This is a genomic window from Streptomyces sp. NRRL S-337 (genome assembly GCF_000720175.1).
Lineage (GTDB): Bacteria > Actinomycetota > Actinomycetes > Streptomycetales > Streptomycetaceae > Streptomyces > Streptomyces siderophoricus.
Genome location: NZ_JOIX01000012.1, coordinates 1 through 24,589 on the forward strand (window position 1 = coordinate 1; position 24,589 = coordinate 24,589).

25 protein-coding genes and 2 pseudogenes are annotated in these 24,589 nt (G+C 68.3%); 13 read left to right on the forward strand and 14 right to left on the reverse strand.

All coding sequences use genetic code 11. The features are described 5' to 3' along the window. The first annotated feature begins 153 nt into the window (after positions 1–153). Both IG62_RS47170 and IG62_RS0111265 read left to right on the forward strand, forming a co-directional pair. On the forward strand, positions 154–636 hold the full coding sequence (locus IG62_RS47170; protein ID WP_158795027.1) for a luciferase family protein: 483 nt from the start codon (positions 154–156) through the stop codon (positions 634–636). A 197-nt stretch (positions 637–833) separates the two neighbouring features. Next, the gene (locus tag IG62_RS0111265; RefSeq protein WP_030800498.1) at positions 834–1,106 is read left to right on the forward strand and encodes a hypothetical protein; all 273 of its coding nucleotides are present in this window, start codon (positions 834–836) and stop codon (positions 1,104–1,106) included. A 309-nt stretch (positions 1,107–1,415) separates the two neighbouring features. On the opposite strand, the pseudogene IG62_RS41665 reads toward IG62_RS0111265, so the two are convergent. From IG62_RS41665 to IG62_RS0111290, 5 genes and pseudogenes are all read right to left on the reverse strand, one after another. Beyond that, positions 1,416–1,982, reverse strand: a pseudogene (locus IG62_RS41665) (flavodoxin family protein); the annotation flags it as partial. A gap of 215 nt (positions 1,983–2,197) precedes the next feature. Next, positions 2,198–2,947, reverse strand: a complete 750-nt coding sequence (locus tag IG62_RS0111275) for a maleylpyruvate isomerase family mycothiol-dependent enzyme (protein ID WP_030800501.1) — start codon at positions 2,945–2,947, stop codon at positions 2,198–2,200. A 184-nt stretch (positions 2,948–3,131) separates the two neighbouring features. Then, on the reverse strand, positions 3,132–4,286 hold the full coding sequence (locus IG62_RS47765) for an SMI1/KNR4 family protein (RefSeq protein ID WP_199812450.1): 1,155 nt from the start codon (positions 4,284–4,286) through the stop codon (positions 3,132–3,134). Next, positions 4,283–4,798, reverse strand: coding sequence for a NucA/NucB deoxyribonuclease domain-containing protein (locus IG62_RS43180; RefSeq protein ID WP_051797918.1), 516 nt, complete (start codon positions 4,796–4,798; stop codon positions 4,283–4,285). The genes IG62_RS47765 and IG62_RS43180 overlap by 4 nt, the downstream gene beginning before the upstream one ends. Positions 4,799–5,053: 255 nt before the next feature. After that, positions 5,054–5,677 carry a hypothetical protein gene (locus IG62_RS0111290; protein WP_030800507.1) on the reverse strand — a complete coding sequence of 208 codons (624 nt, stop codon included), beginning with the start codon at positions 5,675–5,677 and terminating at the stop codon, positions 5,054–5,056. Between the two features lie 267 nt (positions 5,678–5,944). Between IG62_RS0111290 and IG62_RS0111295 the strand changes: the two genes are divergently transcribed. The 4 genes from IG62_RS0111295 to IG62_RS0111310 all read left to right on the forward strand — a co-directional run bounded on the left by IG62_RS0111295 (position 5,945) and on the right by IG62_RS0111310 (position 9,487). Beyond that, the gene (locus tag IG62_RS0111295; protein ID WP_030800510.1) at positions 5,945–6,856 is read left to right on the forward strand and encodes a DUF5655 domain-containing protein; all 912 of its coding nucleotides are present in this window, start codon (positions 5,945–5,947) and stop codon (positions 6,854–6,856) included. A 245-nt stretch (positions 6,857–7,101) separates the two neighbouring features. Next, positions 7,102–7,857 carry a hypothetical protein gene (locus IG62_RS43185; RefSeq protein ID WP_158795028.1) on the forward strand — a complete coding sequence of 252 codons (756 nt, stop codon included), beginning with the start codon at positions 7,102–7,104 and terminating at the stop codon, positions 7,855–7,857. After that, a complete protein-coding gene (locus tag IG62_RS0111305) occupies positions 7,854–8,192 on the forward strand; it encodes a winged helix-turn-helix domain-containing protein (protein WP_030800515.1) in 339 nt (112 codons plus the stop codon). The genes IG62_RS43185 and IG62_RS0111305 overlap by 4 nt, the downstream gene beginning before the upstream one ends. An 89-nt stretch (positions 8,193–8,281) precedes the next feature. Next, complete coding sequence (locus IG62_RS0111310) at positions 8,282–9,487, forward strand: alpha/beta hydrolase family protein (RefSeq protein ID WP_030800517.1); 1,206 nt, start codon at positions 8,282–8,284, stop codon at positions 9,485–9,487. Between the two features lie 478 nt (positions 9,488–9,965). On the opposite strand, the gene IG62_RS0111315 is transcribed toward IG62_RS0111310, so the two are convergent. Then, positions 9,966–11,057 carry an IS630 family transposase gene (locus tag IG62_RS0111315; RefSeq protein WP_030800520.1) on the reverse strand — a complete coding sequence of 364 codons (1,092 nt, stop codon included), beginning with the start codon at positions 11,055–11,057 and terminating at the stop codon, positions 9,966–9,968. A gap of 37 nt (positions 11,058–11,094) precedes the next feature. Here IG62_RS0111315 and IG62_RS44505 point away from each other — a divergent pair. Next, positions 11,095–11,635 (forward strand): annotated as a pseudogene (locus IG62_RS44505) (transposase); the annotation flags it as partial. A gap of 170 nt (positions 11,636–11,805) precedes the next feature. Here the strand turns inward: IG62_RS44505 and IG62_RS0111320 are convergent. Next, entirely contained in the window at positions 11,806–12,705 is a 900-nt protein-coding gene (locus IG62_RS0111320; protein ID WP_030800522.1) for an NADP-dependent oxidoreductase, read from the reverse strand. Between the two features lie 834 nt (positions 12,706–13,539). Between IG62_RS0111320 and IG62_RS41675 the strand changes: the two genes are divergently transcribed. Genes IG62_RS41675 through IG62_RS0111345 form a run of 4 tightly spaced genes read left to right on the forward strand, consistent with a single transcriptional unit; the run spans position 13,540 to position 17,814 of the window. Continuing rightward, entirely contained in the window at positions 13,540–15,444 is a 1,905-nt protein-coding gene (locus IG62_RS41675) for a hypothetical protein (RefSeq protein WP_030800527.1), read from the forward strand. Beyond that, positions 15,441–16,553, forward strand: coding sequence for a hypothetical protein (locus IG62_RS0111335; protein WP_030800531.1), 1,113 nt, complete (start codon positions 15,441–15,443; stop codon positions 16,551–16,553). Before IG62_RS41675 ends, IG62_RS0111335 begins: the two co-directional genes overlap by 4 nt. Then, on the forward strand, positions 16,550–17,341 hold the full coding sequence (locus IG62_RS0111340) for an SDR family NAD(P)-dependent oxidoreductase (protein ID WP_051797919.1): 792 nt from the start codon (positions 16,550–16,552) through the stop codon (positions 17,339–17,341). The genes IG62_RS0111335 and IG62_RS0111340 overlap by 4 nt, the downstream gene beginning before the upstream one ends. Positions 17,342–17,379: 38 nt before the next feature. Then, on the forward strand, positions 17,380–17,814 hold the full coding sequence (locus IG62_RS0111345) for an NUDIX hydrolase (RefSeq protein ID WP_030800542.1): 435 nt from the start codon (positions 17,380–17,382) through the stop codon (positions 17,812–17,814). Between the two features lie 192 nt (positions 17,815–18,006). Here IG62_RS0111345 and IG62_RS48515 read toward each other — a convergent pair whose 3' ends face one another. Then, positions 18,007–18,150: a hypothetical protein gene (locus tag IG62_RS48515; protein ID WP_234326409.1), complete on the reverse strand. Its 144-nt coding sequence runs from the start codon at positions 18,148–18,150 to the stop codon at positions 18,007–18,009. A 668-nt stretch (positions 18,151–18,818) separates the two neighbouring features. Continuing rightward, positions 18,819–19,109, reverse strand: coding sequence for a hypothetical protein (locus tag IG62_RS0111355; protein WP_158795029.1), 291 nt, complete (start codon positions 19,107–19,109; stop codon positions 18,819–18,821). Positions 19,110–19,165: 56 nt separating this feature from the next. Between IG62_RS0111355 and IG62_RS0111360 the strand changes: the two genes are divergently transcribed. Continuing rightward, positions 19,166–19,525: a hypothetical protein gene (locus IG62_RS0111360; RefSeq protein WP_158795030.1), complete on the forward strand. Its 360-nt coding sequence runs from the start codon at positions 19,166–19,168 to the stop codon at positions 19,523–19,525. A gap of 589 nt (positions 19,526–20,114) precedes the next feature. Here the strand turns inward: IG62_RS0111360 and IG62_RS0111370 are convergent. Then, positions 20,115–20,426: an SHOCT domain-containing protein gene (locus tag IG62_RS0111370; RefSeq protein WP_030800571.1), complete on the reverse strand. Its 312-nt coding sequence runs from the start codon at positions 20,424–20,426 to the stop codon at positions 20,115–20,117. Between the two features lie 248 nt (positions 20,427–20,674). On the opposite strand from IG62_RS0111370, the gene IG62_RS0111380 reads away from it, so the two are divergent. Then, on the forward strand, positions 20,675–21,154 hold the full coding sequence (locus IG62_RS0111380) for a hypothetical protein (RefSeq protein WP_199812451.1): 480 nt from the start codon (positions 20,675–20,677) through the stop codon (positions 21,152–21,154). 77 nt (positions 21,155–21,231) lie between these two features. Here the strand turns inward: IG62_RS0111380 and IG62_RS0111385 are convergent, their stop codons facing one another. From IG62_RS0111385 to IG62_RS0111400, 4 genes are all read right to left on the reverse strand, one after another. Then, positions 21,232–21,603 (reverse strand): glycosyltransferase, encoded by a 372-nt coding sequence (locus IG62_RS0111385; RefSeq protein ID WP_234326411.1) that lies wholly within the window; start codon positions 21,601–21,603, stop codon positions 21,232–21,234. 752 nt (positions 21,604–22,355) lie between these two features. Next, complete coding sequence (locus tag IG62_RS41685; RefSeq protein WP_051797951.1) at positions 22,356–23,126, reverse strand: class I SAM-dependent methyltransferase; 771 nt, start codon at positions 23,124–23,126, stop codon at positions 22,356–22,358. Positions 23,127–23,131: 5 nt separating this feature from the next. After that, positions 23,132–23,788 carry a TIGR04282 family arsenosugar biosynthesis glycosyltransferase gene (locus IG62_RS0111395; protein ID WP_030800599.1) on the reverse strand — a complete coding sequence of 219 codons (657 nt, stop codon included), beginning with the start codon at positions 23,786–23,788 and terminating at the stop codon, positions 23,132–23,134. Continuing rightward, a complete protein-coding gene (locus IG62_RS0111400) occupies positions 23,785–24,513 on the reverse strand; it encodes a glycosyltransferase family 2 protein (protein ID WP_037838162.1) in 729 nt (242 codons plus the stop codon). The genes IG62_RS0111395 and IG62_RS0111400 overlap by 4 nt, the downstream gene beginning before the upstream one ends. Positions 24,514–24,589: the final 76 nt, after the last annotated feature.

Sequence of the window (24,589 nt, forward strand, 5' to 3'; positions counted from 1 at the left end):
AGATGTCGCAATCCCCACCGAGCCAGAAGGCCCTCACCTTCTTCAAGCGCCCTGAAAGGCGTGTCGCCTGTCACCAACGTCCCCGGACAGCACATCTAGACCATGTCGCCGCCACCCCTATGCCTCCCGGTAGGGAGCGGGCAAGCTGGAGCCATGAACCTGGCCGAACAAGCGAACGCACGGCTGGCTGATTGGTCGGCACTCTCGCGGGGGAGTGCGGGCTGCGGAGCACGGCATTGCCTCTGTGCCGGCACCCGGGAAATCGTCCATTTCCATGGGGACAACAAGGTAGATGTTCATCTGACACACGACATGATCAACAAGCTGCGTCCGGCTCTGCGGAACTCCAGCGCCCTGGAACTGCCCGCGGCGTCTGCATGGGTCACAGTCCGGCTCGAAGCGGGCTCCGACATCGACTTGCTCGCCACACTCGTCAGCGCTGCACTGCTCGCAACCGCAACCGCAACCGCAACCGCAACCGCAACCGCACCCCCAAGGCAACCGGATCCGGCCGAATCAGTTCGGACGACTCCCTGCCCCCGAAACTCCTCGCAGACATCCCGCTGGCATCCGTGCCGGCGGCCTCGACGGCCCTTCGCGCGACCCCGGAAGAAGGAAGGCAGAAGCCCGGATTGACGGGGCGGCGGCTGGCATGGCGTCGAGAAGGCCAGGCCGCCCGGTGTATGCAGGAGGAATGGACCTCCGGCGACTCCCTGGGGCCCATCGCCGGCTGTGGCGGGCGAGCCATGCTCTGGTGGCGGTACCACTTCTGCTCATCCTGATCGCCACAGTGGTCGACATTCTGGTTCCACCCGACGTCGGTCTCAGCGATCGTGACGTTCTTCGCGTACCGCCGCGAGCGGCACGAGCGTGAACCGACCCAACTCAGGTCGGTGGCGGAGGCGACCCAGGGCGTGCTGCCGCGGCCCCCACCGGAGCACCTCGGCCCGCTGTGCATTGCGTCGGTCTGTCTCGCCGCCGAGGCCGAAGCGCAGACCGGCGGGGACCCGTACGCCGTCGCCCGCACCGCTCAGGGGACACGGATCCTCATCGGAGACGTGCAGGGAAAGGGACTGGAGGCCATCGGGCGTGCCGCCCTCGCCTGACAGTCGCGGCAGCAGGTGCGTGCCTGGAGGCGGCGGGCAAGGACTGCTCGGCGACTGGCGCCTCGGCTCCCATCGCATCCTCCGTGGCCGCCGTCTTGGCCGCGGCTGCCGCGCGCTTGTCTTCCTTTCGCTGCTGCCGCTTGGCGCGGAACTACCTGAACGCACCAAGGGCGTTGTGCTCGGGGTGCGGACAATAGCGGGGCGCCGGCCCGTGCATGCCGGGTGCGGTTGGCTCGGGCGGATTGGCGCAGCCCAGGTAGGCACAGTGGGGACAGTCTCGACGGTCATCTTCAGCCTTTCTTTGCTGACTTAGCGATATTCGGGATTCTCAAAGCCGAAACGGCACCCGGCGCCCCACTGCGACCGCTGGTACCGTGCGCCGGAATTCCACCGGTGTCCTTGAGCAACCGGGCCAGATGCAACAGGTTCCAGGTCATGAACGTGGCGTTCCTGTTGGTGAAGTCATTGGCGGGACCGCCGGAGCCGGGGTCGAGATAGGACGGGCCTGGCCCGGCCCTCTCCGATCCAGCCCGCGTCCGCCTGCGGCGGGATCGTGTATCCCAGGTGCTGCAGGCTGTACAGGACATTCATGGCGCAGTGCTTGACGCCGTCCTCGTTGCCGGTGATGAGGCAGCCGCCCACACGCCCGTAGTAGGCGTACTGACCGGCGCCGTTGAGCCGGCCTGAGCAGGCGTAGAGCCGCTCGATGACCAACTTGGTCACCGAGCTGTTGTCACCCAGCCAGATCGGCCCGGCGATGACGAGGATGTCGGCGGCCATCCCCCACTGATGGATCGACGGCCACGCGTAGCGTTCCCAGCCGTGCTCGGTCATGTCCGGCCACACTCCGGTGGCGATCTCATGGTCGATCGGCCGCAGGTGTTCGACCTGAACGCCCTGCTCTACCTCCTGTCGCGATTGTTGTCATAGAGCTGTGCCTCAGAGAGAAACACGACACACCCGGCCCCACCTTGCGGGACACCACACTCCGCCCAGCCGGCGTAGTACTCCAGCTGTAGTTCGTGATCTTGCTGGCGGGGGCCGCAGGTCAGAGCGTAGACCCGCCCAGTAGGGGGCTCTCAAGCTGTGGGTCAACCCAGGTCCGGCCAGCGCAGGAAGTTTTCCAAGATGGCGCGGTCACCCTCGCTTCGTAGGCTGTCCAGTGGGAGGCGGCCGTGCAAGGTGAGCAACAGGTTGCTCACCGATCCGTGCAGGTCGGCGGCCGTCTCATGTTGGCCATCAATGAGGTGTGGGCCCGACGCCGTCAGGTCAACCAGCCACGACTCGCCCTCGGCGGCGTGCAGACCGATGCGGACCGGCTCGTGCGGCCAGGGGCCAGCGGTGACGTGGCCGACGCCGATGAACTCGGCAATGCCGTCGAGTGCGACAACCGCAGGGATGGGCAGGGGAGTGCCGGTAGCCAGCTGGGCGTCGAAGGCGTGGACAGCGGCCTCCCGGACCTGATGGCGAGCCACGGCACCGCTCGTCATCGGGACGTCGGAGTCACCCCACCAAGTCCAGCAGCCCGACGCGGGACCTGCGGTTCGCAGGGCGGTGATCAGCTCCTGGGTGGCTGCGGCCGAACCGGCCAGTAGGTCGGCTGACAGCGTGTCATCGGCCGGTGCCACGGTCGGGGGCTTCTCGCTGGGGCCGGCTACGACCGCCGCCGCCCAGAACCGGTGCACCTGGGTAAGGTGCTTGACGAGGTCGCGGAGCGACCAGTCGGGGCAGCTGGGGACGCGGACATCCAGATCGGGGGAGCCGGCGACGCTGGTACGTAGGACGGCGGAGCGGTCCTGGACCAGGGCGAGCAGGTCTTCGAAGACAGGTGTCTGGGTCATCCCAGCTTCCTACCACCGGGTACTGACAGTGGCCCTTCGGTTTCCACCGCCCCGTGGGCACTCCAACAGGGTTCCGTGGTTGGGCTGTTGGTGCCAGCACGGGACCGAGCACGGCAAGGACCGACGACGGTGGGGTCGGAGGCCGGAGGTGTTTCCGGAGAAGCGTGATGTTCGGCGGGGGGTTTCAGCCGCCGGGAAGGGGTTCGGGGTAGCGCTTGAGGACCTGGGCGGGGTGGTCTTCGTCCGTGGGCCATAGCACTACGTGGTATCGGTCCTCGCCGTCCAACCCGTCCTCGGAGATGGTCTGCAGGCCGTGGGAGTAAATGCGCACGGTGTAGGTGCCTGGGGTGAGGGGGATGCGTGGTAGCGCGTCGTCGAAGTCCTGCATGGAGATCAGCAGGCGTCCGGAGGGGAGCGCGAGGCTAGCCTGGGTGACGTGCTCGGCGTGCTGCAGTTCTGTGTCGTCATCGGATGGCGGCGTGCGGCGCACGTCTACGGTGACGGGAACGTCGAAGGGGCGGGCGGCTCCGATTCCGATGATGCCAGGGGCGGTGTTGATCCCATTCTCAACCAGTGTTTCGAACCAGGAAGGTTCGGGTTCGCCCAGGCGTGCGTCGTCGTCCTGGATCAGCAGGGTGGAGTAGTCGGCGAAGACTTCGAGTTCGTGGTGGGAGAGCAGGTCGGGGTCGCTGGGGGGTGGGGTGGATGTCATCTGGAAGTGGGCTCCGTCCGGTAGCGAGTACAGGGTCTGCGCGAGGGGGCCGCGGATGCGCATGCACTGCGCGGCTTCCTTGACGGCGAGGTTGTCGTCCTCGTAAGTACCACCGAGGGCGAAGAAGCGCAGTGGGATCAGGCGTTGGTCGTGTGTGAGGGCGCCGTGGCGGTCCTGCCAGGTGGTGGCGAAGGCGTGGGCGCCGTGCACGTCGGGGTCGACCAGGAGCCACTGTGCCCAGTCTTCCAGGCTGTTACCAAGGATGGTGCGTTCGGCGAATTCCGGGTCGAAGCGCACCACGTGTCCCTCGTTGTCGAGAGCGAACTGGACGCCGAAGAGGTCCTGGGCAAAGCACAGCAACCCATCGGCCAGGCCCGCGTAAGTGTGCTTCCAGGTTTGCGGATGGTTCCAGGTCTGCAAGTCCGGCCCCAGGCCCTCGGTGCCGGCACGGAAGACCTGCAGGCCGGCATTGAAAGCGGTGAGGCCGTTGTGGCGCGTCAGTAGCGCGGCCAGCTCGCCGAAGGCCCCGTCGGAGCGATCCAGTTTCACGGTAAGGGGTGGTCCCAGGGGGTAGCGGGCTCGTGCGGTGAGCGCGGCGAGGTACTGGGGATCGAAGGGTGTGGTCATGCGGTCACTACCGTCACGTGCTCGCCGTTGTCGAGGCCCGTGAGCTGGTTCTTCATCGAGCTGCCGGCCCCACGGTTGTCACTCCTATCAATGTACTTGACTGAGGCGCCGAGGCCGCCTTCCTTGAACATCGCCGGCGGGTACTCGTCCCGGTCCAGTTTCTCAGCGCCTCGTGTCGGTATCCCGCTCAAAGACGCCTTGCGATTGTCACCGGCGCCGCCGCGGTCGATCGTCAAATCCGAGGGCTGCTGTTGTTCGCGTCGCTCATCGCCGCGCCAGGAGATTCCGGATTGGGCCTCATCGATGTGCTGGGCGGTCTCGGGATACTTCACCTTGTCGATGATGACGTAGTGCCCGTGACCGCCACCCCCTGTACGACCGCCGCCACCACCATGGCTGCCGCCGTTCTCGATGTCGGTCGCTTCCCGATCCGCGGGGTCTTCGATGTCTTGGCCCTGCTCCTCCGTGCGGTGTTCGACGTCCTCGCCGGCGTCTTCGGTGGAGGTCTCCACGTCCTCGCCCGCCGTGCCGTGACCGCATCCGGCCAGGAAGTGTCCTGGGCAGCCCCGACCTCGTCCATCTAATCGAACTAGGTGCATTGACTCGCAAGATTGTTCACGCGGGTCAATGCATCCAGGGGCTGTCCGATGGGGCGCGCGATCCAGCCAGCGATCACGTCGTCCTGGCCCGCGTGGGGCGGGGTGAACATCCGGGTCGGCGCGAACGCAGCCGCTTTCGGCAGCCTGTGGCGTCCGGTCGTGGGTGTGTCAGCTCGGCGACGGCTGGTTGCCCTCGCACGGGATAGGAGCGGTGAGCTGGCGGTCTACCAGGTTTTCGATCGCGTTGATCACGGCACGTGCATCGAGCCTTCCGAGCGCGTTGGTGATCGCAAGCGGCCCGCTGCCCGCCACCGTCATGGCTCCATTGCCATCGACGCCGATCGTTGCGCTGACAGTGTCGCCTGAGTAGCCAGGCAGGCGCACGGTGAAGCTGGCCTCCGTCAGATGTGTCTCAGGCGGGCCCCAGTTCGGGTCGTTCCTCTCGCATTCCCGGTCCGTCGCAGCCAGCTCATCGTCTTCGTTTCGGCTGACGAGGCGGCTGAGCGTCAGGCGGGCTGCCTGAGCTGCGCGCTCAGCGTGTGCTTCAACTTCCCGTAGCGCCTCCTGTACGCGCTCCAGGCCGGCGTCTTTTTCTGAGCGACCACCGGTCTTCCCCAGTGACCACATCGCCCGCAGGAGGCTATGCAGCACGGGCTGAGTTGGGTGCTCACGCTCCGCCTGGGACAGCCCCCGGTCTGGAAGGGCCTGATCTTCCAGGGCACACAGCTGGAGGAAGGTTTCGTCGGTCCACCAATCAGGGCGGATTCGAGAGGCGGGGTCGATGGCGCTCATGGTCCGTTCCAGAGTCGAGGCGGTGCTGACACCGGTGTGAACGCCACCACGGGCGCGAGGGTGCGCCCCTACGCCTGACTGGGCGACGCCCGGATTCCGTTTCTGGACGAGTGGCCATCGACTCAGCGACCAGGAAATCTGCAGCTCACTCGCATGCCCGCTTCGGATCGGCAGGCCCCTGCATTGATTAGGTTCGCGATTGGTTGCCTGCCGGAACGGCGACTTGAGAAGGTCCTGGTCCGATTGATCGCTGAGTCGAGGGGGGCTGTGGATCTGAAGCTGTTTCGAGTGGAGACGGGCTGTGCTACCGAGGTGGCCGGGGCGCCGGTAGCGCTGGAGAGCGACCTGCAGGTGCTGGTCGAGCGCAACATGGAGGCCATGCTCGGTGTGCGGTTCTTGGCCACTGAGTTCCCCACCGGAGATGGCCACGGCGGTCGCATTGACTCGCTCGGCCTGGACGAGACCGGCTCGCCCGTGATCATTGAGTACAAAAAGGACACTGGCCCGAGCGTCATGAACCAGGCGCTGTTCTACCTGGACTGGCTCCTCGACCACCCCTACGACTTCCAGGCGCTAGTCCAGCGTGTGCTGAGTGACGAGGTGGCCGAGGCCATCGACTGGAGCCGGCCACGCATGATCTGCATAGCCTCCGACTTCACTCGCTACGACCGGCATGCCGTCCGTCGGTTGGGGCAGTCGATGGACCTGGTGCGCTACCACTCCTATGACGGCGGCGCGCTGTTCACGCTCACACTGGAGGAGTCCTCCGCCAGTCACTCCCGGCACGGCAGCCGACCGTCCACTATGCGCCAGCGGAGGCAGCTGGCAGCAGGGGTGAGCGAGGTCGACCACCTGTCGGGCGCCTCGCCGGCAATGCTGAGGCTGTTCGGGGAGCTGGACTCGGCGTTGCTTGATCTCGGCGACGTGCAGCGGGTCTCCCTGCAGACGTGCCTGTCCTATCGCACGCTCAAGGGCTTCGCTTGGGTCGTCGTGCAGAAGCGCGCTTTGGTGGTGACCCTGCCGCTGAACCCGAAGGAGATCGAGCTGCGGCCCGGTTTCACCCGCGACCTGAGTGGGCTCGGCCACCATGGCGGCGGCGATCTGGAGGTCCGCATCCGCTCGACGGCTGATATCCGCGCCGCGAACGATCTCTTTCACCAGAGCTTCGGTGTTGCGTAGGCGGACTAGCGCGAATCGCCACCGAGGTGAGGTGTGGCCCCGGCCGTACTGCGCCTCGCCTGGCAGTACTGACCTGCCGTTCGGGTCAGTCGGTGGGGAGCTGCCTCGGAACGGGGCCGGAGGCGCGCAGTTCGTACAGGTCGGGGATGTGGATGTCGACCTCGGACCGCCCGTTTCTCAGGCCCTGACCTTGGAGTGCACGCTGGTTTCTTGCCAGAACTAGTTTGTAATGCAAAGCTGACGGCATGACAGACGCATCAGTGCCCTCGTCGGGCACTCCCCGCGAAGTCCTTGCCGGCCTTGATGACTTGACCCGTCGAGTTCGCTCCGCGCAGCGCGGCGCGTGGTTTCCCCTTCTGCTGCTGGGCGTGCTCACGCTGGGCGGGATCCTGGTCGGCCGCTTCACCTTCAGAGTTGAGACCGTGCCCTGCCCGGCGACCGCCCCTGCGGCAGGCACCGGCTGCACCCTGGTCACGCAGGTCACACAGGGCTCGCCGGTCTACTGGCCCATCGGACTCGCCCTCGCCTACTCCGCGACGGCGCTCTTCTACATTCGCCGCTCCCGCAACCGCGGAGTCGGCACCCCGGTCCGGCCGTACATCCTCACCGGGATCGCGCTGGTCGGTCTGGTGACCGCCACCGAGATCTGGAGCTTCCGCCACGGGACGCCACAGTCCGGCGAACAACTCGACTTCTGGGGACTGAACCTCGACCCCACCTCCGGGGTGACGAGGTTCCTCGAGCGACTCACCGGGAACGCCACAGCCGTCGGGCTGCCGCTGCTGGTGCTGTCCTGGGTGGAACGCAGCCGCATCCTGCTGCTGCTCACCGCGGTGTATCTGGCAATCGAACTGGTGCCGCTCACCACCGGCTGGGCGGGTATCCCCTTCACGTCGCCCTGGTCCGCCGTACCCCGCTACGGCGTACCCGGCGTACTGCTCCTACTCGGCGCGCTCGGTTTCGCTCTGGCCGAGCTGTCCCGTCAGCGCGACGCCTCATGACCGATCAGCCCGAGCAACACCCCGTCACCGGCCTGGACGACATCGTCCACCAGCGCGTCCGCCTCGGCATCCTCACCGTGGCCCACCAAGCGCGCCGAGTCGAGTTCGGCTTCCTGCGCACGGCCCTCGGCCTGACAGCCGGGAATCTCAGCCAGCATCTGGCCGTCCTGGAGAAGGCCGGACTGATCGACATCGAAAAGGGCTACGAAGGCAAACGCGCCCGTACCTGGCTCTCCCTCACTCCGGCAGGCGACCGCGCCCTGCAGGACGAGGTCACCCAGCTCAAGCGACTCATCCACCAGATCGAGCAAGGCAGCCCAGCCCAGGAGTCCTGATCTGGACTCCTGCAAACCACGGGGGCCGTGACCGACTCCCGCCGACGTCCAGCGAACCGAACACCATCCAACAAACCTGGGGAGGACACGTGACCAACACACCGGTCACCAAGACGGACCTGACGCGCCGCCGCTTGCTCGCAGCCGCACTGGCCGCGGGGGTCGGGGCCGCCGTGCCGATCAGCACAGCGCGCCAGGCGTGGGCGGCTCCCACCGCCCCCGCTCCAGTGCAACTCACGCTGCCCAGACCCACTGGGCCGCACCCGGTGGGCACGGTGCCGCTCCACCTCGTCGACACCTCGCGTCCGGATCCTGTGGCCGGCCCGGGGCATCATCGCGAGTTGATGGCCAGCGTCTGGTACCCCGCTTGCAAGACGAAGGACCTGCCGCGTGCCCCCTGGATGACCCAGGGGGCGCTGCGGGCGCTTCTGGCGGACGCCGGCTTCCCCCTCGATCCCGCCCTCGGCCCGCTCACCGCCGCACACATCGGCGCACCCGTACACCGAACGGGGCACCGCCTGCCCGTCCTCGTGTACTCACATGGCTCGGGCAGCCATCGCGGCGACCACACCATCATGGTCCAGGAACTCGCCAGCCACGGCTACGCCGTGGTCACCGTCGACCACACATACGACGCGTTCAGCGAGTTCCCCGACGGCCGACTCACCGTGCCGGCAGAGGTCCCGCCGTTCCTGGGTCCCCGGGACTTCGCCACGGACCTCCGGTTCGTGCTCGACGCCGTCGAAAGCCTTGCCGGCGGGCACAACCCCGACGTCGACGGCAGGCCACTGCCTCAGGGCCTGCTCGGTGCCCTCGACCCGAGGTGCATCGGCGCGTTCGGCTGGTCGAAGGGTGGCACCGCCACCGCGCTCACCATGCTCGCCGACCAGCGCGTTGGCGCCGGGCTCAGCATCGACGGTCCGATGCAGCCGACCATCACCACCGACCTGGACCGGCCGTTCATGATGATGACCGCTTCGTTTACCCGGGCCGCAATGCCGGACGTCGCCGAGTTCTGGACACACCTTCGCGGTTGGCGGCTGAACATCCAGGTCGACGGGGCCATCCACAAGTCGTACGGCGACGAGGCGACGCTGATCCCGCAAGCGGGCAAGATCCTCGGCATGACCACCCAGCAGATCCAGGACATGATCGGCACTCTCGACCCGGCCCAGGCGGTACGGATCCAACAGGCATACCCGCTCGCGTTCTTCGACCTGCACCTGCGGCACCGCCGGACGCATCTGCTCGACGGCCCGAGCACGGCCTTCCCAGAGGTGAAGTTCATCCCGTGAAGCGTCGGACCGGGCGCTGCGCGCTCCGCCCAGGACCGCAACTGATCGGCCGCGAACCGCACCACCACACTCGACGCCACGGCCAGATCCTCGTGTCGGGAGCACCCCGAGCATCCACTCCGAGCAACGCAGTACTGCGAAGCCGAGCCTGTTCGTCGCCGACCGCCTCGCCCTCGCTGCCTCCAGCCCTGGCCCATCCAGGCGGAAGAACTGCTCCAACGCGAACAGGACCGGTCGTCCTGACGGCCTTGCTGCCGAGCCTCCGGCGGCCTGAGCGGGGGACACACGGTTGATCACCCGGGCAGGTTCTCTCTCCCGCTGATCACGAGGTCCGAGCTGGCAAGAGGTGCTGTCCCGCAGACGACCTGCCGTCAGGCTGATTCATCACGTGCCGGACGCGGCACCTCCGCCTGCGACCCTGGTGCCTCACGTCACTCAAGGCCATGCAGGATGCTGACCAGCGAAAAACTTGAGACCCCTAGTGACCTGAGTCAGAGATTCGGTGGCAGTAGGCGGCGACTTTGTTGAGGATCTCGTTGGCTGTTTTCGTCCAGACGAACGGTCGCGGGTTCTCGTTCCAGTCGGTCAGCCATGCCCGAATGTCGCGTTCGAGTGCCTGGACGGAACGGTGGACGCCGCGCTTGAGTTTCTTCTGCGTGAGTTCGGCGAACCACCGTTCCACCAGGTTCAGCCAGGACGAGCTCGTGGGCGTGAAGTGCAGGTGGAAGCGCGGGTGGGCCAGCAGCCACTTCTTGACCGCGGGCGTCTTGTGCGTCACGTAGTTGCCGAGAATCACATGCACGCCGTGGTCGGCAGGGACCTCCTTGTCGAGCTTGGCCAAGAACTTCTTGAACTCCACGGCCCGGTGCCGGCGGTGGAGGGAGCCAATGACCTTCCCGGTCGCCACCTCCAAGGCGGCGAACAAGGTGGTGGTGCCTGCCCGGACATAGTCGTGACTGCGGCGTTCGGGAACGCCGGGCACCATCGGCAGGACCGGCTGGGACCGGTCCAGGGCCTGGATCTGCGATTTCTCATCCACGCACAGGACCAGGGCCTTCTCTGGCGGATCGAGGTAAAGTCCGACCATGTCGCGGACCTTGTCGATGAACAGTGGGTCCGTGGACAGCTTGAACGTCTGCGTGCGGTGCGGGGCCAGGGCAAAGGCCCGCCAGATCGGTGAGATCGCCGACTGAGACATTCCCGTGGCCGCAGCCATCGACCTGGTCGACCAATGGGTCGCGTTCTTCGGTGTCTCCTCAAGTGTCTTGACGATCACCCGCTCCACGTCCGCATCCGTGATCTTCCGCGGAACACCCGGCCGTGGCTCGTCGCACAGGCCGTCCAGACCACGCTCCAGGAAACGCCGCCGCCAGGTGCGGACCGTATCCGGGACGATGCCCAGGCGTCGCGACACCTCCGTGATCGAATGCCCCTCGGCGCACTCCAGCACGATCCGCGACCGCTGAGCCAGTGCCTGAGCAGTCCTACGCCGACGCACCCACCCCTCAAGCACAGCCCGCTGGGCATCAGTTACCGACAACGGAGGAATCTTCGGCCCCGGACGACTCATACCCAACCAACGACGAACCTCTGACTCAAGTCACTAGCTAGGCCCCGGCTCGGGCATGACCTGCTGGCGGCGGCTGCGGGACTGGAACAAGGCCGGTGTCTGGCAGCGGCTCCACGAGGCCCTGCTGGCTGAGCTGAATGCGGCCTCACGCCTGGACTGGTCCCGCTGCGTGGTCGACTCCTCGCACGTCAGGGCCCTTTCCGTCGCCGGCCGACCGGCGGCAACCGCAACGACGTCACCCAGCTCCTGCCTCTGCTCGACGCGATCCCGCCGGTCCGCGGCCGGGTGGCCGTCCGCACCGCAAGCCCGACTCGCTCTTCGCCGACCGCGGCTACGACCACGACATTTACCGCGACCAGGTCCGCGATCGAGGCATCGTGCCTGCGATCGCCCGGCGCGGCACTCGCCACGGCACCGGACTGGGCACCTACCGCTGGGTGATCGAGCGGAGTTTCGCGTGGCTGCACGGCTTTCGACGTCTGCGGATCCGATGGGAACAACGGGCTGACACACACGAAGGGCTCCTCAAGCTCGCCTGCTGCCTGATCACCCATCGACAACTCGGCTCATTGTGTTAACCGTTGTTAGCGGTGTGGGTTAAGTCCAGCCGTGGCGGCCGCGGCGCGGCCCCGGCGTGAGCAAACCTCGCCAGTACCTCCTCGGTCGCCCACCCTCAGCCCGACGATGTCTCGATCGCGCCCGGCGGGCACGGTGGCTCAGCATCGGGATGAGGCGGTGCCCGGTCGGGTCATGCTCGGGTGAGCACAATCTTCTTACCGCCGGCCCGTCCGGTAACCACCCGGGCGAACGCAGCCGGTCCCTCGCTCAGCGGCAGGGGTTCCGGTGCGAGTTTCAAGGTTCCCGCGGCAGCCTGCTCCGCCAGCTGGACAAGCTGCGCGGCGTTGGGCTCGACGTAGAGGTCCCAGCTCGTAATGCCTCGTTCCTCCGGAGGCGCGTCCGAGGTCAGGGAGCACAGTCGGCCGCCGTCCCGCACCAAAGGCAGGACGGCGTCCGCCGTGCTGGTGGCGATGGTGAGGGCGGCGTCGAACCCACCGCGTACCTTGGCCGACCAGTTCGGGTCGTGGTAGTCGACAACCTCCATCGCTCCCAGACCGAGCAGGCGCTCTGCGGCGGCAGCAGACGCGGTCGTGGACACCTCGGTGCCCTTGGCCGCGGCGAGCTGGATGGCCAGGGCTCCGGTGGCCCCGCCTCCGTTGGTGATCAGGAGCCGCTGTCCTCGGCTGAGGTCCAGCTTCTCCAGGGCCTGCCAAGCGGTGAGTCCGTTGACCGGCAGCGCCGCCGCGTGCACGGCGTCCAGCCCCGATGGGCAGGCTGCCGCGTGATCCGCGTTGATCAGAACGCGTTCGGCCCAGAAGCCGCTTCCCCCGGGCAGCGGAGCCTCGTGTGCGAGCACCCGGTCGCCTACGGCAAACCCGGTGACACCCGCGCCGACCGCCAGCACCTTGCCCGCGCCCTCCACACCCAGCGCCGCCGGGGGGCGCAGCCCCACGTCCCAACCAGCACCGTTGAGCAGTTCGTCCCACGGGCCGACCCCGGCCGCCTCAACCGCCACCAGGATCTGACCGGGCCCGGGAGATGACGGTTCGGGCAACTCCAGCAGGGCGACTTCCTTCTCGGCCCCGGACACTCCGCACGCCTTCACAGCAGATCTTTGTCCTCTCACTCAGTCCGGCCGACCAGGAGGTACGAGCCGGAAAACCAAAGCAGGCACCAATGTCGACTCGGGATCCCCTACAGCGGTCGCTCGTGGTCTCAGCCGCATTGATGTCGAGCCTATGCAGCTAGTGACCCAGACATGTGGCCCATTTGAACAGTGACACACTGGGCCAATCGTGGAATAGATCGAGGCCGCCCGCCGCGGGCAAGCGGACTTGTCCCTGGTCAGCGTGGACTCCACCACCGCACGTGCCCGTGCGAGCGCCGCTAGAGCAGCGGGTGCGAGTCCGACAAGGGTGCGGCGGTTGAGCATGGCGCGGCGTTGGGCCTCTCTGAGTGCGGCGACCGTCGCCCCTGTACCCAGGGCTGCGGGCGCCTCATTCCCGGGCAGCCAGTACGGCCAGCCCAGTACGGTCACATGGTCGTGGCCGACGCCGAAGACGTCGGCGATCAGCTGCTGAAACCAGGCATCGGGCACACGGCCCCCGGGGCGCTCCCACACCGACACCTGCTGCTTGGTCGTGCCGGCCCTGCGGTCGCGGCGACGCGCCGCCTGCCGGATTTTCTCGGCGAGGCCGCTCTGGGACAGGCCGTGCAGGTCCCGGGCGATAGCGAGCGGGTGTTGGGGGAGCGCGTCCACCCCTCTATCTCAGCATCTGAGGACCTTCGTGGGTGCCGGAACGCGGAGGGCCGCATGACCCCCGCATGACACGCGAACGCTGGTTCCAAGAACGGGGGTTGGGTGTACTCACCTCTCCGGGCCAGTCGGCACCGGGCAGGCTCGTCACACGATCGGGGGCCCAGCATGGGCGATGACGCGGTGACCACCCTCGCGCTGAGTGGCGCGGACAACACCGGCAAGACAAAGCAGCTCGGAGTCCTCACACGCCGGATCGGTCCGGCCGCTGCGTCGAGCGGGCCGCTGGACGCACACGACGCCCGGTGGGAGGCGATCAAGAAGAACGACACGAGCCGGTGGTGGTTCGAGACCGGGCCGATGCAGGAGGTCGCCGAGGTCCTGGCCGTCTCCTACCTCCAGCGCTCCCACCACTTGCGTGCCAGGACGGCGGGGTTGCGGCTGATGGACCGGGGCATGCCGATGTTGGAGGCGTCCGTTGCCGCGACTGCCGCGGTGCGCGAGAACCTTACCCCCGAGCAAGCCGCCGACCGGGCCCGCGACTTACTGGAGCCGTATGCCCGGGACGTGAAGGCCGCCGAGGCCGGCGAGCACGGGATCGTCCTGCTCCACCATGAAGACCCGGCGATCGGTACCGCGCGCGCACTGTCCCACGAGGCGAGCGTGACCCCCACCTACGCTGACTACCAGCGCCACCTGCACCACCAGATCCACCGCCTGGTCGGCGAGAGCCGCTTCGACGGCGTCATCGTCGTCAAGGATCGCTCCGTCGTCGCGGTCCAGCACGACCTGCGCCGCCTCCTGCACCCGCACACCGCTCTCGTACCGGCTGGCTGCCTGCCCGGTGTCCGCGTCGTGGCGCTGGGTGGGATGTCCGAGAGCGGCAAGAGCACCGCGGGGGAGTACCTGCGCACCCGCCACTCACACGCCCGTCTCAAGATCGGCTACCTGATCGACGACGCCGCCCACCGCGCCGGCATCGCCGACCCTTACGCCCTCGCTCCCGTCGTCCGCGCTGAACTCCTCCTGGACGGCCTGGACCGCTACGCTGCCGCGCACCACTTCCTCGACCGCCTCACCCTGGAGTCCCTCCACGAGTTCGACGTCACCAGCGAGCTGCGCAGGATGCTAGGCGACCAGCTGTCGGTCGCCTACATCGACACCGCGGCCGAGCTGCGGGCCCGCCGAGGGACGGCCGGCCCCGCCGATGTGACCCTCAGGGACACGGTGAAGGCATCCCGGGGCGCACAGGAGATAGTCACGATCGCCGACACCGTGGTCGACAACAACGGCACCCGCCTGGCGCTGGAGCGCCAACTCGACGGGATTGCGCTGCATGCCGCCTGGCCCTCTGTCACTCCGGCCACAACCCCGGTCAATGCTCTCGGGCTGCCCGTCGCGCTGGAGCGGTTCCTGACCGCCCTGCTGGAGCGCACCACGAAGGGGTCCGAGCCGTTGATCGACCTGCTCGCCGTCACCGGCAGCGGCGCCTGCGGCAAGTACCAGCACGGCTGGAGCGACCTGGACGTCTTCGTCATCGCCGAGCCCGACCGCACCACCGAACTGCGCCAGGCCCTGACCGAGGTACAAAGCGATCTCGGCGAGGTCAAACTCGGCCTGACCGTCCTGAGCCAGGCCGAGTGCCGCGCCGGCGCGGTCACCTCGCGCCTGCTGCACGTGATGACCCTCCTCGGCACCGGCTCGCTGCTCCCGCTGTGGGCCCGCCCGGGCCTGACAATCCCCGCCCCGCCGCTCGCCGACGACGTCGCCGCGAGCCTGGAAGCCGGAGTGCAGGCGGCCGTCGAGATCCGCCGCCAGCTCCTCAAGGGCGCACCGGACCAGCGCGCCCTGTTCAAGGTAACCGCCCTGCTGGCCAAGGTCCTCCTCCGCTTCGACGGCACCGAGCAGGCCGCTGACACCGACGCCCTGGCAGCCCTCACACCCGCGGAAAGTGACCAGCACGATGGTCTGTTGCGCAAGGCACGCACCGACCGCACCGCTGCCCAGGACCTCGCTCAGCTTGTCCTGGAGCGCTGGATGGCCACCATGCCGGCCGCCGAGGCGACCGCATGAACACCGCGACCGCACCCGGACCCTTCCGCAAGAGCCTCCCCACCTCGAAGGCGGACTCGGAAGAACGCGGCTGGCGCCAGATCGCCGGTCAATTCGTAGTCCCCACCCTCCTGCAACGCACCCGACTGGACGCCGACACCGACGTCATCGCCTACGAGAACGTCTTCGCCTCCGGCCGCTGCCGACTCATGCTGGGCGACCTCATCGCCCTCGCCGACCGAGGGCAGGCCCCAACCGCAGACGTCGGCGACCTGATCGACGCCGTCTGCGACGACCTGATCACCGCGGCCACGGCGACCGGCCGAACCACAGCCCTTTCGGCCTGCGTGCCCGCCCTCTACACCGACCGCATCCGCCCCGGCGGCCGTCTCGACACCTGGTACCAAGATCCCAGCCTCACCCTCACCGACAGACACACCGGCCAGCGAACTCCCCTCGGGGCGCTCACCGGCTACACCGCCACCGTCAACGACACCGCGTTCCTCCTGGACGTGCCCGCCGCGATCAACGCCGCGCGCAGCGCGCTTCACTCCGACGGCCAGTGGACCTCCGCCATCACTCAGGGCGACCCGACCGAGCCCAACATCGCCGCCAGCGCCGCGGGCGCCTGCTGGCTGGACTTCGAGCACGCCGGACGCAACACCCTCGCCGGCGAGATCGCCAACCTCCTGTGGTACCTCCTCGCCCTCGGAGGCTGGCTCGTACCCACCCACCAGCCTGACGTCTACCGCCGGACGCTGCCCCTCCACCTGCCCCAAGCCGCCACCCCCACCATCGAGCACGCTGAACTGTCCACGCGGCACCGCCGATTGGACCTGCACCACAAGTGGCCCACCGGCCCCGGCCGCCACACCGCCCTCACCCGGCTCCTCGCCCGCCTCACCACCGACCTCGGCACCGCTGCCGGCCTGCCCACGGGCCGCCAGCTCCAAGCCCTCCGCCCCTTCCTCACCCTCCGCATCCTCGGCGTCATTCCACCCCACCTGCTCACCCCCAACGACCTGTTCCTCCTGATGGCCAAACTCGCCCAGGCCCAGCACCTGACAGACCCCACCCCCTTCACGCACGCCGACCCGCTCAGCGACCTCCTGACCGTGGAGTACCCGTGACCACCCCTCTGCTCGCCCCGTCCCTGACATCCCGCCCCCTGCAGGGCCGCGTCGCCCTCGTCACCGGCGCAGCGACCGGAATCGGCGCGGCCACCACCCGCGCACTCGCCGCCGCCGGCGCCACCGTCGCGATCGGCCACTACGCCCAGATCGACCAGGCCCGCACCGCCCTCGACGAGATACGCCGGCTCGGCGCAGACGGAATCGAAGTGAGCGCCGACCTCACCGCGCCGGACGCTGCCGGACTGATGGTCAGCCAGGTGACCAGCGAGGTCGGCCCGGTGGACATCCTGGTCAACAACGCCGGCGTCTACCCGCGCATGACCTGGGACGAAACCGACGAGGCCTCCTGGAACCGCGCGCTCGACGTAAACCTCACCCTCCACTACCGGATGAGCCATGCCGTCACCCCAGCGATGATCGGCCGCCAGTGGGGCCGCATCATCAACGTTTCCAGCGTCAACGCCCGTGCAGGACGTCCCGGACTGACCGCCTACAGCACCGCCAAGGCCGGCCTCATCGGCCTCACCCGGTCCCTGGCAAGGGAACTTGGCCCCCACGGCATCTGCGTGAACACTGTCCTTCCGGGAGCTATCCAAGTCGGCGCCGAGAACACCCTGCCCGCTCGCCACCGCGCACGCCCCGAAGACCAGATCTCCCGCCAGTGCGTCCCCCGCCGAGGCCAGCCCGACGACGTCGCCGCCGCCATCGCCTTCCTCGCCGCCCCGTCCGCATCGTTCATCACCGGCCAGTCGTTGCACATCGACGGCGGCTGGCTCTTCCACTGACCACCTCGCACAACCCAAACCCGAAGGAGACCTACCCGATGAAGCAACGCGTCCGCGCCATCCTGATCACCCCGGACAACACCCTGCTCCTGATGAAGCGCATCCGCCCCGGCATCGACCCCTACTGGGTGATCATCGGCGGCGGCGTCGAGGACAGCGACGCCAGCCGCGAGGATGCGCTCCTGCGCGAGGTCCGCGAGGAGATCGCAGGCGAGGCCCAGATCGTGCGCCTGCTCCACCAGCTTGAGAACCCCGAGGGTGAAACCGAGTACTTCTACCTCGCCCACATCACGCAGTGGAACTTCGACGACAAGACCGGCCCCGAGTTCCAGCGGGACGACCGTGGGGAGTACCTCCTCGACGAGCTCCCCCTCAACACCGAGACCATCGCCGACGTGAACCTGCTGCCCGAGGAGATCACCCACGTGCTGCACGAGGCCATCCAACGCGGCGATCTGCTCACCACGCGGTAGACCCGGCTTCACCACCCGGAACGCAACGGGGCTGGCCACCACGGCACCGGGCGACCTGGAGCTTCAGCTGAGCACGGAGAAGGACCTGGAGCGTGCGTGGGACCTGCTCCGACTCAGTTACGCCGGGCTTGATACCGTGCTGGCCGTCGCCGAGCGGTTCGCGGTCATACACCCAACGGTGCTGGTTCACGATCAGGAAGCCTCGCGCTGGAGCGTGTAAGAGACCTGGCCGGCGACCATTTGGTCCGCGAGTTCCTTGGCCGCGAGACCGTGCTCCTCGTCGAGCTCGGACTGGGCGGGCATCTTGGCGGTCAACCGCACGAACCCGCGGTCCAAGGGTTCGCTGTCCTGGACGGGGGCGGCCTGAACTCCTCGCCGACGTCGGACAGATCGAAGAAGCCTCCGTAGCGGCACGCCGCGTCGGCCAGGAGGGCGCGGCTCTTGGGTGACAGGCGCGATACGGCCTCGCGCGCGTTGGAGAGGATGCTTGCGCCGGCGCCGAGCGGGTCGGGCTCTTGAGACGCCCCCGACGCGGTCATGGACCGGATCGGGGGCCGGGGGCGGCGGCCGTATCAGAACTTGGCGTACTCACGCATGGCCGTGAGGAACACGGTTGCGTCCGCTCGTGCCGGGCCAAGTCCCCGACGGACCCGAGTGCTCTGCTCGATCACGAACGCTCGCTGCTCTGCCGGGAGATGGTCCAGCACCGTCCGGTGCGGGCTGCATCGAGGCGGGTGTGGAATGTGGCGGTTGTGGGGTATGGGCAAGCGGAACCCTCAACCGTGGCCGGTTGACGACCACTCCAGGAGCCGGCGAGGTACTGATCCGTACCGTCGCCAGCAGTCTGAATACGGTGGACTGGAAAACCCACGTGCTCAACAACCCTGGTGTTGCACCGGGGGCCCTGCCTTCATGCATCCACCCAGCCAGGCACCCTGTTCGATCAGAACCGACTCATGATCGATAGAGATACGGCGGGCCGCTCGTGAGGCTCCGGGAGCCGTTCAGGTGGTACGGCGCCTCCTGGCGAGGATGAAAAGGGCGCTCGCGCAGACGACCAAGCCGCCGCGTGCGACAGCGACCTTCGTGCCCGTCACCTTGCTGGATGGCGGGGAGGCTTCTTTGCAGTACTGGCCGCCGTCCTTGACGGTGATCGTCAGGTGGGCTCGGTTGCCTGTCAGACTCTTGTGCTCGTGGTGGCCGCCGAGATCGACCGGGTAGGTTCCCGGTTTGATGCCGCAGCGGATCTTGCCGTTGCCCTCGCCGAAGCTGTTCTTTTGCATCTCGGCCTTCACCGGCTTGGTGAAGGCCGGTGAGGTGACGGTGAACGTGCCGTCGGGTGAGGCGGCTAATGGCCACCGCCACCGTGCCCCTGTGGACCGAGTCCCTTGTCACGTTCGGTTCTCAGGCGGCCTTCTTCCATGTGTGCGATCCCAGAGGGGGGCAACTGACTCCCTACGGAGGCAACATGCCTGTACACCTGCCGGCTTCCCTGAACCGCTGGACCAATCTCTGGGAGCCGCTGGACGTTCTGGCCTTCGCCGCTTCCAAGGTGTTCCGACTGCACGACGGCACCGCTCCAGTGGACCTTCCCGTCGGCCACCAGGCCAGCACCGGCATGTGGACCCACTCGACGTACTGGAACCTTCCCTACGTCGCCTCCGTCATCGGCGATGTCATGCGTCAGGATCAGGCGGCGTCGGCTCAGTAAGGGCTCATTCCTGTTGGCCTTGGCGGACCTCCACGATGGGCCGCATGGTGACGGTGGTGGGGAGGCCGAGTTCCTGTGGTGTGGGGCCTGCGTGCGTGGGGATGTCGGTAAGCCGGTCGAGGAGTGCGTCGATGACGGTTTGGCCGTGGGTCGACCGCGGCGCGTTCGTCCTCGGTCAGGGGGATGGAGGCGAGCATGTGCTGCAGGTTCTCCTTGTGCCCGCGAACTCCGGATTCTTCTCAGCGATCTCCTCGCAGCTGTGTCCGATCATTTGGAGGATCGTGGAGGGAGCCATGACCTGGCGGACGGTGCCGAGCTGCCGCTGGAAGAGGTATGGCATGGGCTCTGACCAAGCTTTCTCGTGCCCGCCGTAACGACTCAAGAGCGGGGTGGCAGGCCCGCTGCGGTTGTGTCTGCGAATGGCTGACGTGGTCCGCTGTCAGTGCCACAGAGCGCATTCACCGCCTCGGTCGCGGTATCGGCCCGGGACGTTTGGCCCGCAGGAACGCGTGGCTGTCGTTGCCACGTGAAGTTGGGTACCGGCTCGTCGGTGCAGCGAAGGGCACACGCTGCCCCGCCGCCGTTCTCCTCACGGCTGGTCCCTACGCCTTCCCCGGGTCCAGGGCGGGGGCCCGCGGAGGGTGGTCAGTCGACGGTGGTACTCCTCCTCGTCGATCTCCCCGCGTGCGTACCGCTCCGCGAGGATCTGTTCGGGGCCGGGGCCGGGGCCGGGGCTGCCGCGAGGGTCGGTGTGCCCGTCGTGGAGGGGGCCTGGTCGACTCAGTGCGCGAACGATGAGCACAACGATGAGGATGAGCAGCGCGAAGAGGAGGATCATGCTGACTGACATCGCCAGCCAGCCCCAAGCGCTCACGCCGTAGTGGCCGTGCCAGAACATCATCGAAATTCACCTCCCGCACCGCGCGGGTGCGGGCCCGCTGCCCGCGGCTGACCTCACTCCCATGTTCCCCCTCTCAGGGCTGCGGGGCCACGGGGCCGGAGGCCGTCCACGGCACCGAAGCGTGAGGCCTGGGCGCTGATGGCGTCCACGAGGCCGGAGACCTGGATGCCGTCGGCGAAACCGGGAAAGTTCTCGACCTTGATGGTGATCGTCAGGGCGAACCGGGGACCCAGCTCGGACCCCTGACAATGGGTGCCGACCTGCGCACTCTTCGTACGGGTGAGGGAGAAGGGCATGCAGATGGCTGGCGCTCGAAGCTGCACTTCAGCTTTCGGCTGACGGCCGCCGAGCCCTGGTCTGCGTCCAAGGCTGCATTGGCTGACCAACTCGATCTCTTGGAACAGGACTTGGCACCGCTTGAGTGGGTGCCTCTGGAATTCCGTTATCGGTTCCGCTGCAGGGATGCCGACTGCCCTACGCACAACATGGCGCTGAAGGACTGGGAGGCCGGTGCGTCGTACCGCACGTTCTTGCACAGGTGCGGCGAGCGCGCCCTGCATGACAAGCTGCGGGAACGCTGGTACGAGCTGATCTTCACCCCCGACCGTGCCGTCCACTTCTTCGTCGGAAACATCGCGGCCCACCCCAGGACCTTTATGCTGCTGGGCCTGTTCTACCCGAAGACGAATACCGTTCGATACGTCCAGGACAGTCTGTTTGGTGATTAAACCGGGTGGATTGTGCGGCTTGTTGAGATCGTCTGCCGAAAGGCCGGCCGGTCGGGTGCAGTGCTGACACAGCGTATCTACAGGCGCCAGGCATTGGTCATGGCTTCGACAGCCCCGGCCGCCCCTGTGTGGGAGCGGATCCGGTCTCCCAGTCGATGCGCAGCCGCACTGGCTTGCTGCTGTGCCTTCATGGACGTGGTGAGCCATCCCACCGTGAAGTTCTCCCGTTCACCCATGAAGTCTGCCCCTGTCTGCACCACCTTGCGCGCGTTGAAGCGCCGTTCGAAGATCGGGCCTGGGAACACCAACAGTGGTACGCCGTATAGCAGGGACTCGATGATGGTGTTCTGGCCGCCGTGGCAGATGGTCCACTCGGCGTGCGGGAGCAGGCTCGGCACGTCCACGTATGGGAGCAGGTGCACGTTTCCGACCGCCCTGTGCGAGCGCACGATCCGCAACCACGATCCATGCATCTCCTGCGCCACGCACTTCCTCGATCTGACGGTGGCGCGCGACTGACCGGTGCTCCGGGCCGACCATGCCGGCTGGGAGCGTGAACAGAGCGGAGCGGACGGTGCCGGCGAGGGTGACCGTCAGCCACTCCGAGCGGCCGTCGAGCGCGACGAGGCCGACGACGAGCAGCGAGTGCCAGGGGTAGCTGGGTGAGACCAGCAGCAGGGCGGTGCCGGTCAGCACCAGGGCACCGCGCCAGTGGCGGGCCGGGTCGCCGCGCCACCACACGGAGGGCGGTCAGTATGAGCAGCACGACGGCGGTCACTTCTGTGGTGGTGTCTGGCAGCAGCAGCAGCAGCAGCCGGAGCAGGGCGAAGCGGTGCAAGGCACTGGATTCGTAGCCCTCCTCCCGGAGGTAGCCGGGCAGGTAGCCGAGGACGGCCGTGCCGGACGCGGCGATGTACGGCAGGTAGGCGAGCACGACCAGGGTGACCGCCGCCGATATCGTGCGTAGCACGCGGACCGGACTGTGATGCCCGGACAGGGCGCCCGGCAGCGCCAGAACATGGTGTGGGGCCGTGCGGCGAGCGTCGACAGCGGCACGGCGGCCGCTCCGGTCAGGGCCAGTGCGGTCGCGGCGCGCCGCCGGGCCGTTGCTTACGGCCCATATCGCGGCAGCGAACAGCGTCCAGGCGACGGCGTATCCGGCCAGCGGGCGGCCGGGGGCATGGCGTGGAGCGACTTGCGCTCATGGGTGTTCGGGCCCTCCGGTGGCCGTGGGGTGTTCGTGATGTCCGGGCTGCGGGCGGTGCAGTTCCACGAACGGCCGGCCCTCGGCCGTCCAGCGGCCGGTCAGGACCCACCCCGCGGCCTCGGCGGCAGACAGCAGGGCGGTGGTGCCGAGGCGGGCCCAGGCAAAGGGACGGCCGTGCCGACCGTGGGCGTCCTCGACGCGGACGGTGAGGTGCTCGTCCACGTCGTGCGGGGCGGCCTCGGCCAGCAGACGCCCGCCGGGCGCGACCACGGCGCGGAGGCGGACGAGCAGAGCGACCGGGTCGCCACCGATGCCGACGTTGCCGTCCATCAGCAAAACGGTGCCCCAGCGGCCTTCCCCCGGCAGGCGGTCGAAGACGGACCGGCGCACGGCAGCACCTCCGTGTTGTCTGGTCCGGGCCACTGCGGCCGGGCTGACGTCCACGCCCAGCGCCCGCATGCCCCGGGCGGTCAGGCCGGCCACCAGACGTCCCGGTCCGCAGCCGACGTCGAGAACGGGGCCGGTGCAGCGGTGCAGAACGCCGGTGTCGGCGGCGTCGGGGGCGGCGCACCAGCGCTCGACGTCCAGCGGCAGCAGGTCCTCTTCCTTCCCGGTGCCGTCCGGATGGGCCGGTGGTGACAGGCGGCGCAAGAAGAGCGGGCCACGGCCGGTGCGCAGGGCATGGGCGTAGGGGTCGTCCGTCCACGGCTTGCCCGGACCGGCCGTGGTCCACTCGGCGAGGGCAAGGTCCGTACCGCTTGCCATGCCGCTCACCGCCCCTCCTTTGCGAGCGAGTTCAGGGTTGCGGCGAAGCGCGAGCCGGGCGGGCAGCAGGCGGCGACCGCAACGGCGTCGGCGGCGGTGTCCACATCGCGCAGCACCGGCAGGTTGCTTACGCGCAGCCCGGCCTCGACGAGTCGGCACCGCTGCATCGCCCCGGTGCGGTCGGTGGACATCGGCACGCCCCGTACGAGGGCCGCGGCGCGCGCCGGGTCTGCGAAACCCAGCGCCCAGAACCCACCGTCCGCGGCCGGCCCGAACCAGGCGTCGTGGCCGTCGCGTCCGACACCCGTAAAGAGTTCCGTGGTCAGTTGAGGGGTGTCCATGCCGACCAGGAGGGCCGGTCCGCGGTCGCAGTGGCCGAAGGCGGCAGCGATCCGCTCGTCCAGGCCGCCGGAGCCCTGGGACACAAGATCGAAGCCGGGCGGCAGCCAGGAGCCGGGAACACCGTCGAGAACAAGGACGCGACGCCGGACGGGGGCCTTGAGCGCCGTGTGCAGGGTGTCGGCGAGGGCGGCCTCGGCCAGAGCGGCTGCCTCCTGGTGCGTGTAGGGCGGGGTGAGTCGCGTTTTGACCCGCCCCGGGACGGGTTCCTTGGCGATGACCAGCAGGGTGGCGGGCCCGGTGGCCGGGGGCCGGGCGCTCATCTTCCGGTTCCCGGGGTGGTCGCCGCGGACACCGGGGCAGCGGCGGGCCGCTCGGCGAGGACGGCACGCATGTCCCGAACTGCGTGCCAGGTGCCGAGCCAGGTGCCGGTGACCTTCGAGCGGCCCGTGCGCGGGCGGTACGGTACCTCCGTCTCCGCCACCCGCCAGCCTGCGTCGGCGGCGCGGACCACCATCTGCAGTGGGTAGCCGGAGCGCCGGTCGGTCAGGTCAAGGGCGAGCAGGGACTCGCGGCGGGCGGCACGCATGGGACCGAGGTCGTGCAGCCGCAGGCCGGTGCGTTGGCGGATCAGGCGGGCCAGTTCCAGATTGGCCAGGCGGGCGTGCAGTGGCCAGGCACGGCGTGTGACGGGTCTGCGGCGGCCCAGTACGAGGTCGGCGGCGCCATCGAGGACGGGCCCGGCGACGGAGGGCAAGAGCGCGGGGTCGAGGGAGGCGTCGCAGTCGCAGAAGCAGACGACGTCGGCCGTGGCGGCGGTCAGGCCCGCGTGACAGGCGGCGCCGAAGCCGCGCCGCGGCTCGCGGACGACATGGGCGCCGAGGCCACGGGCGATGTCCGCGGAGCTGTCGGTGGAGCCGTTGTCGACGACGATCGCGCGCCAGCCCGAGGGGATGCGGTCCAGCACCCACGGCAGGGCCGCGGCCTCGTCGAGGCAGGGCAGCACCACGTCCACAGGAGCAGGCGAAGAGGGGGATGTTTCGATCACTCCACTCACCCTACGGACGCGAAACGGGCGAAAGGGATTTGATGGTCTTACGGATCGCTGACGTCCGCCGCCGCTC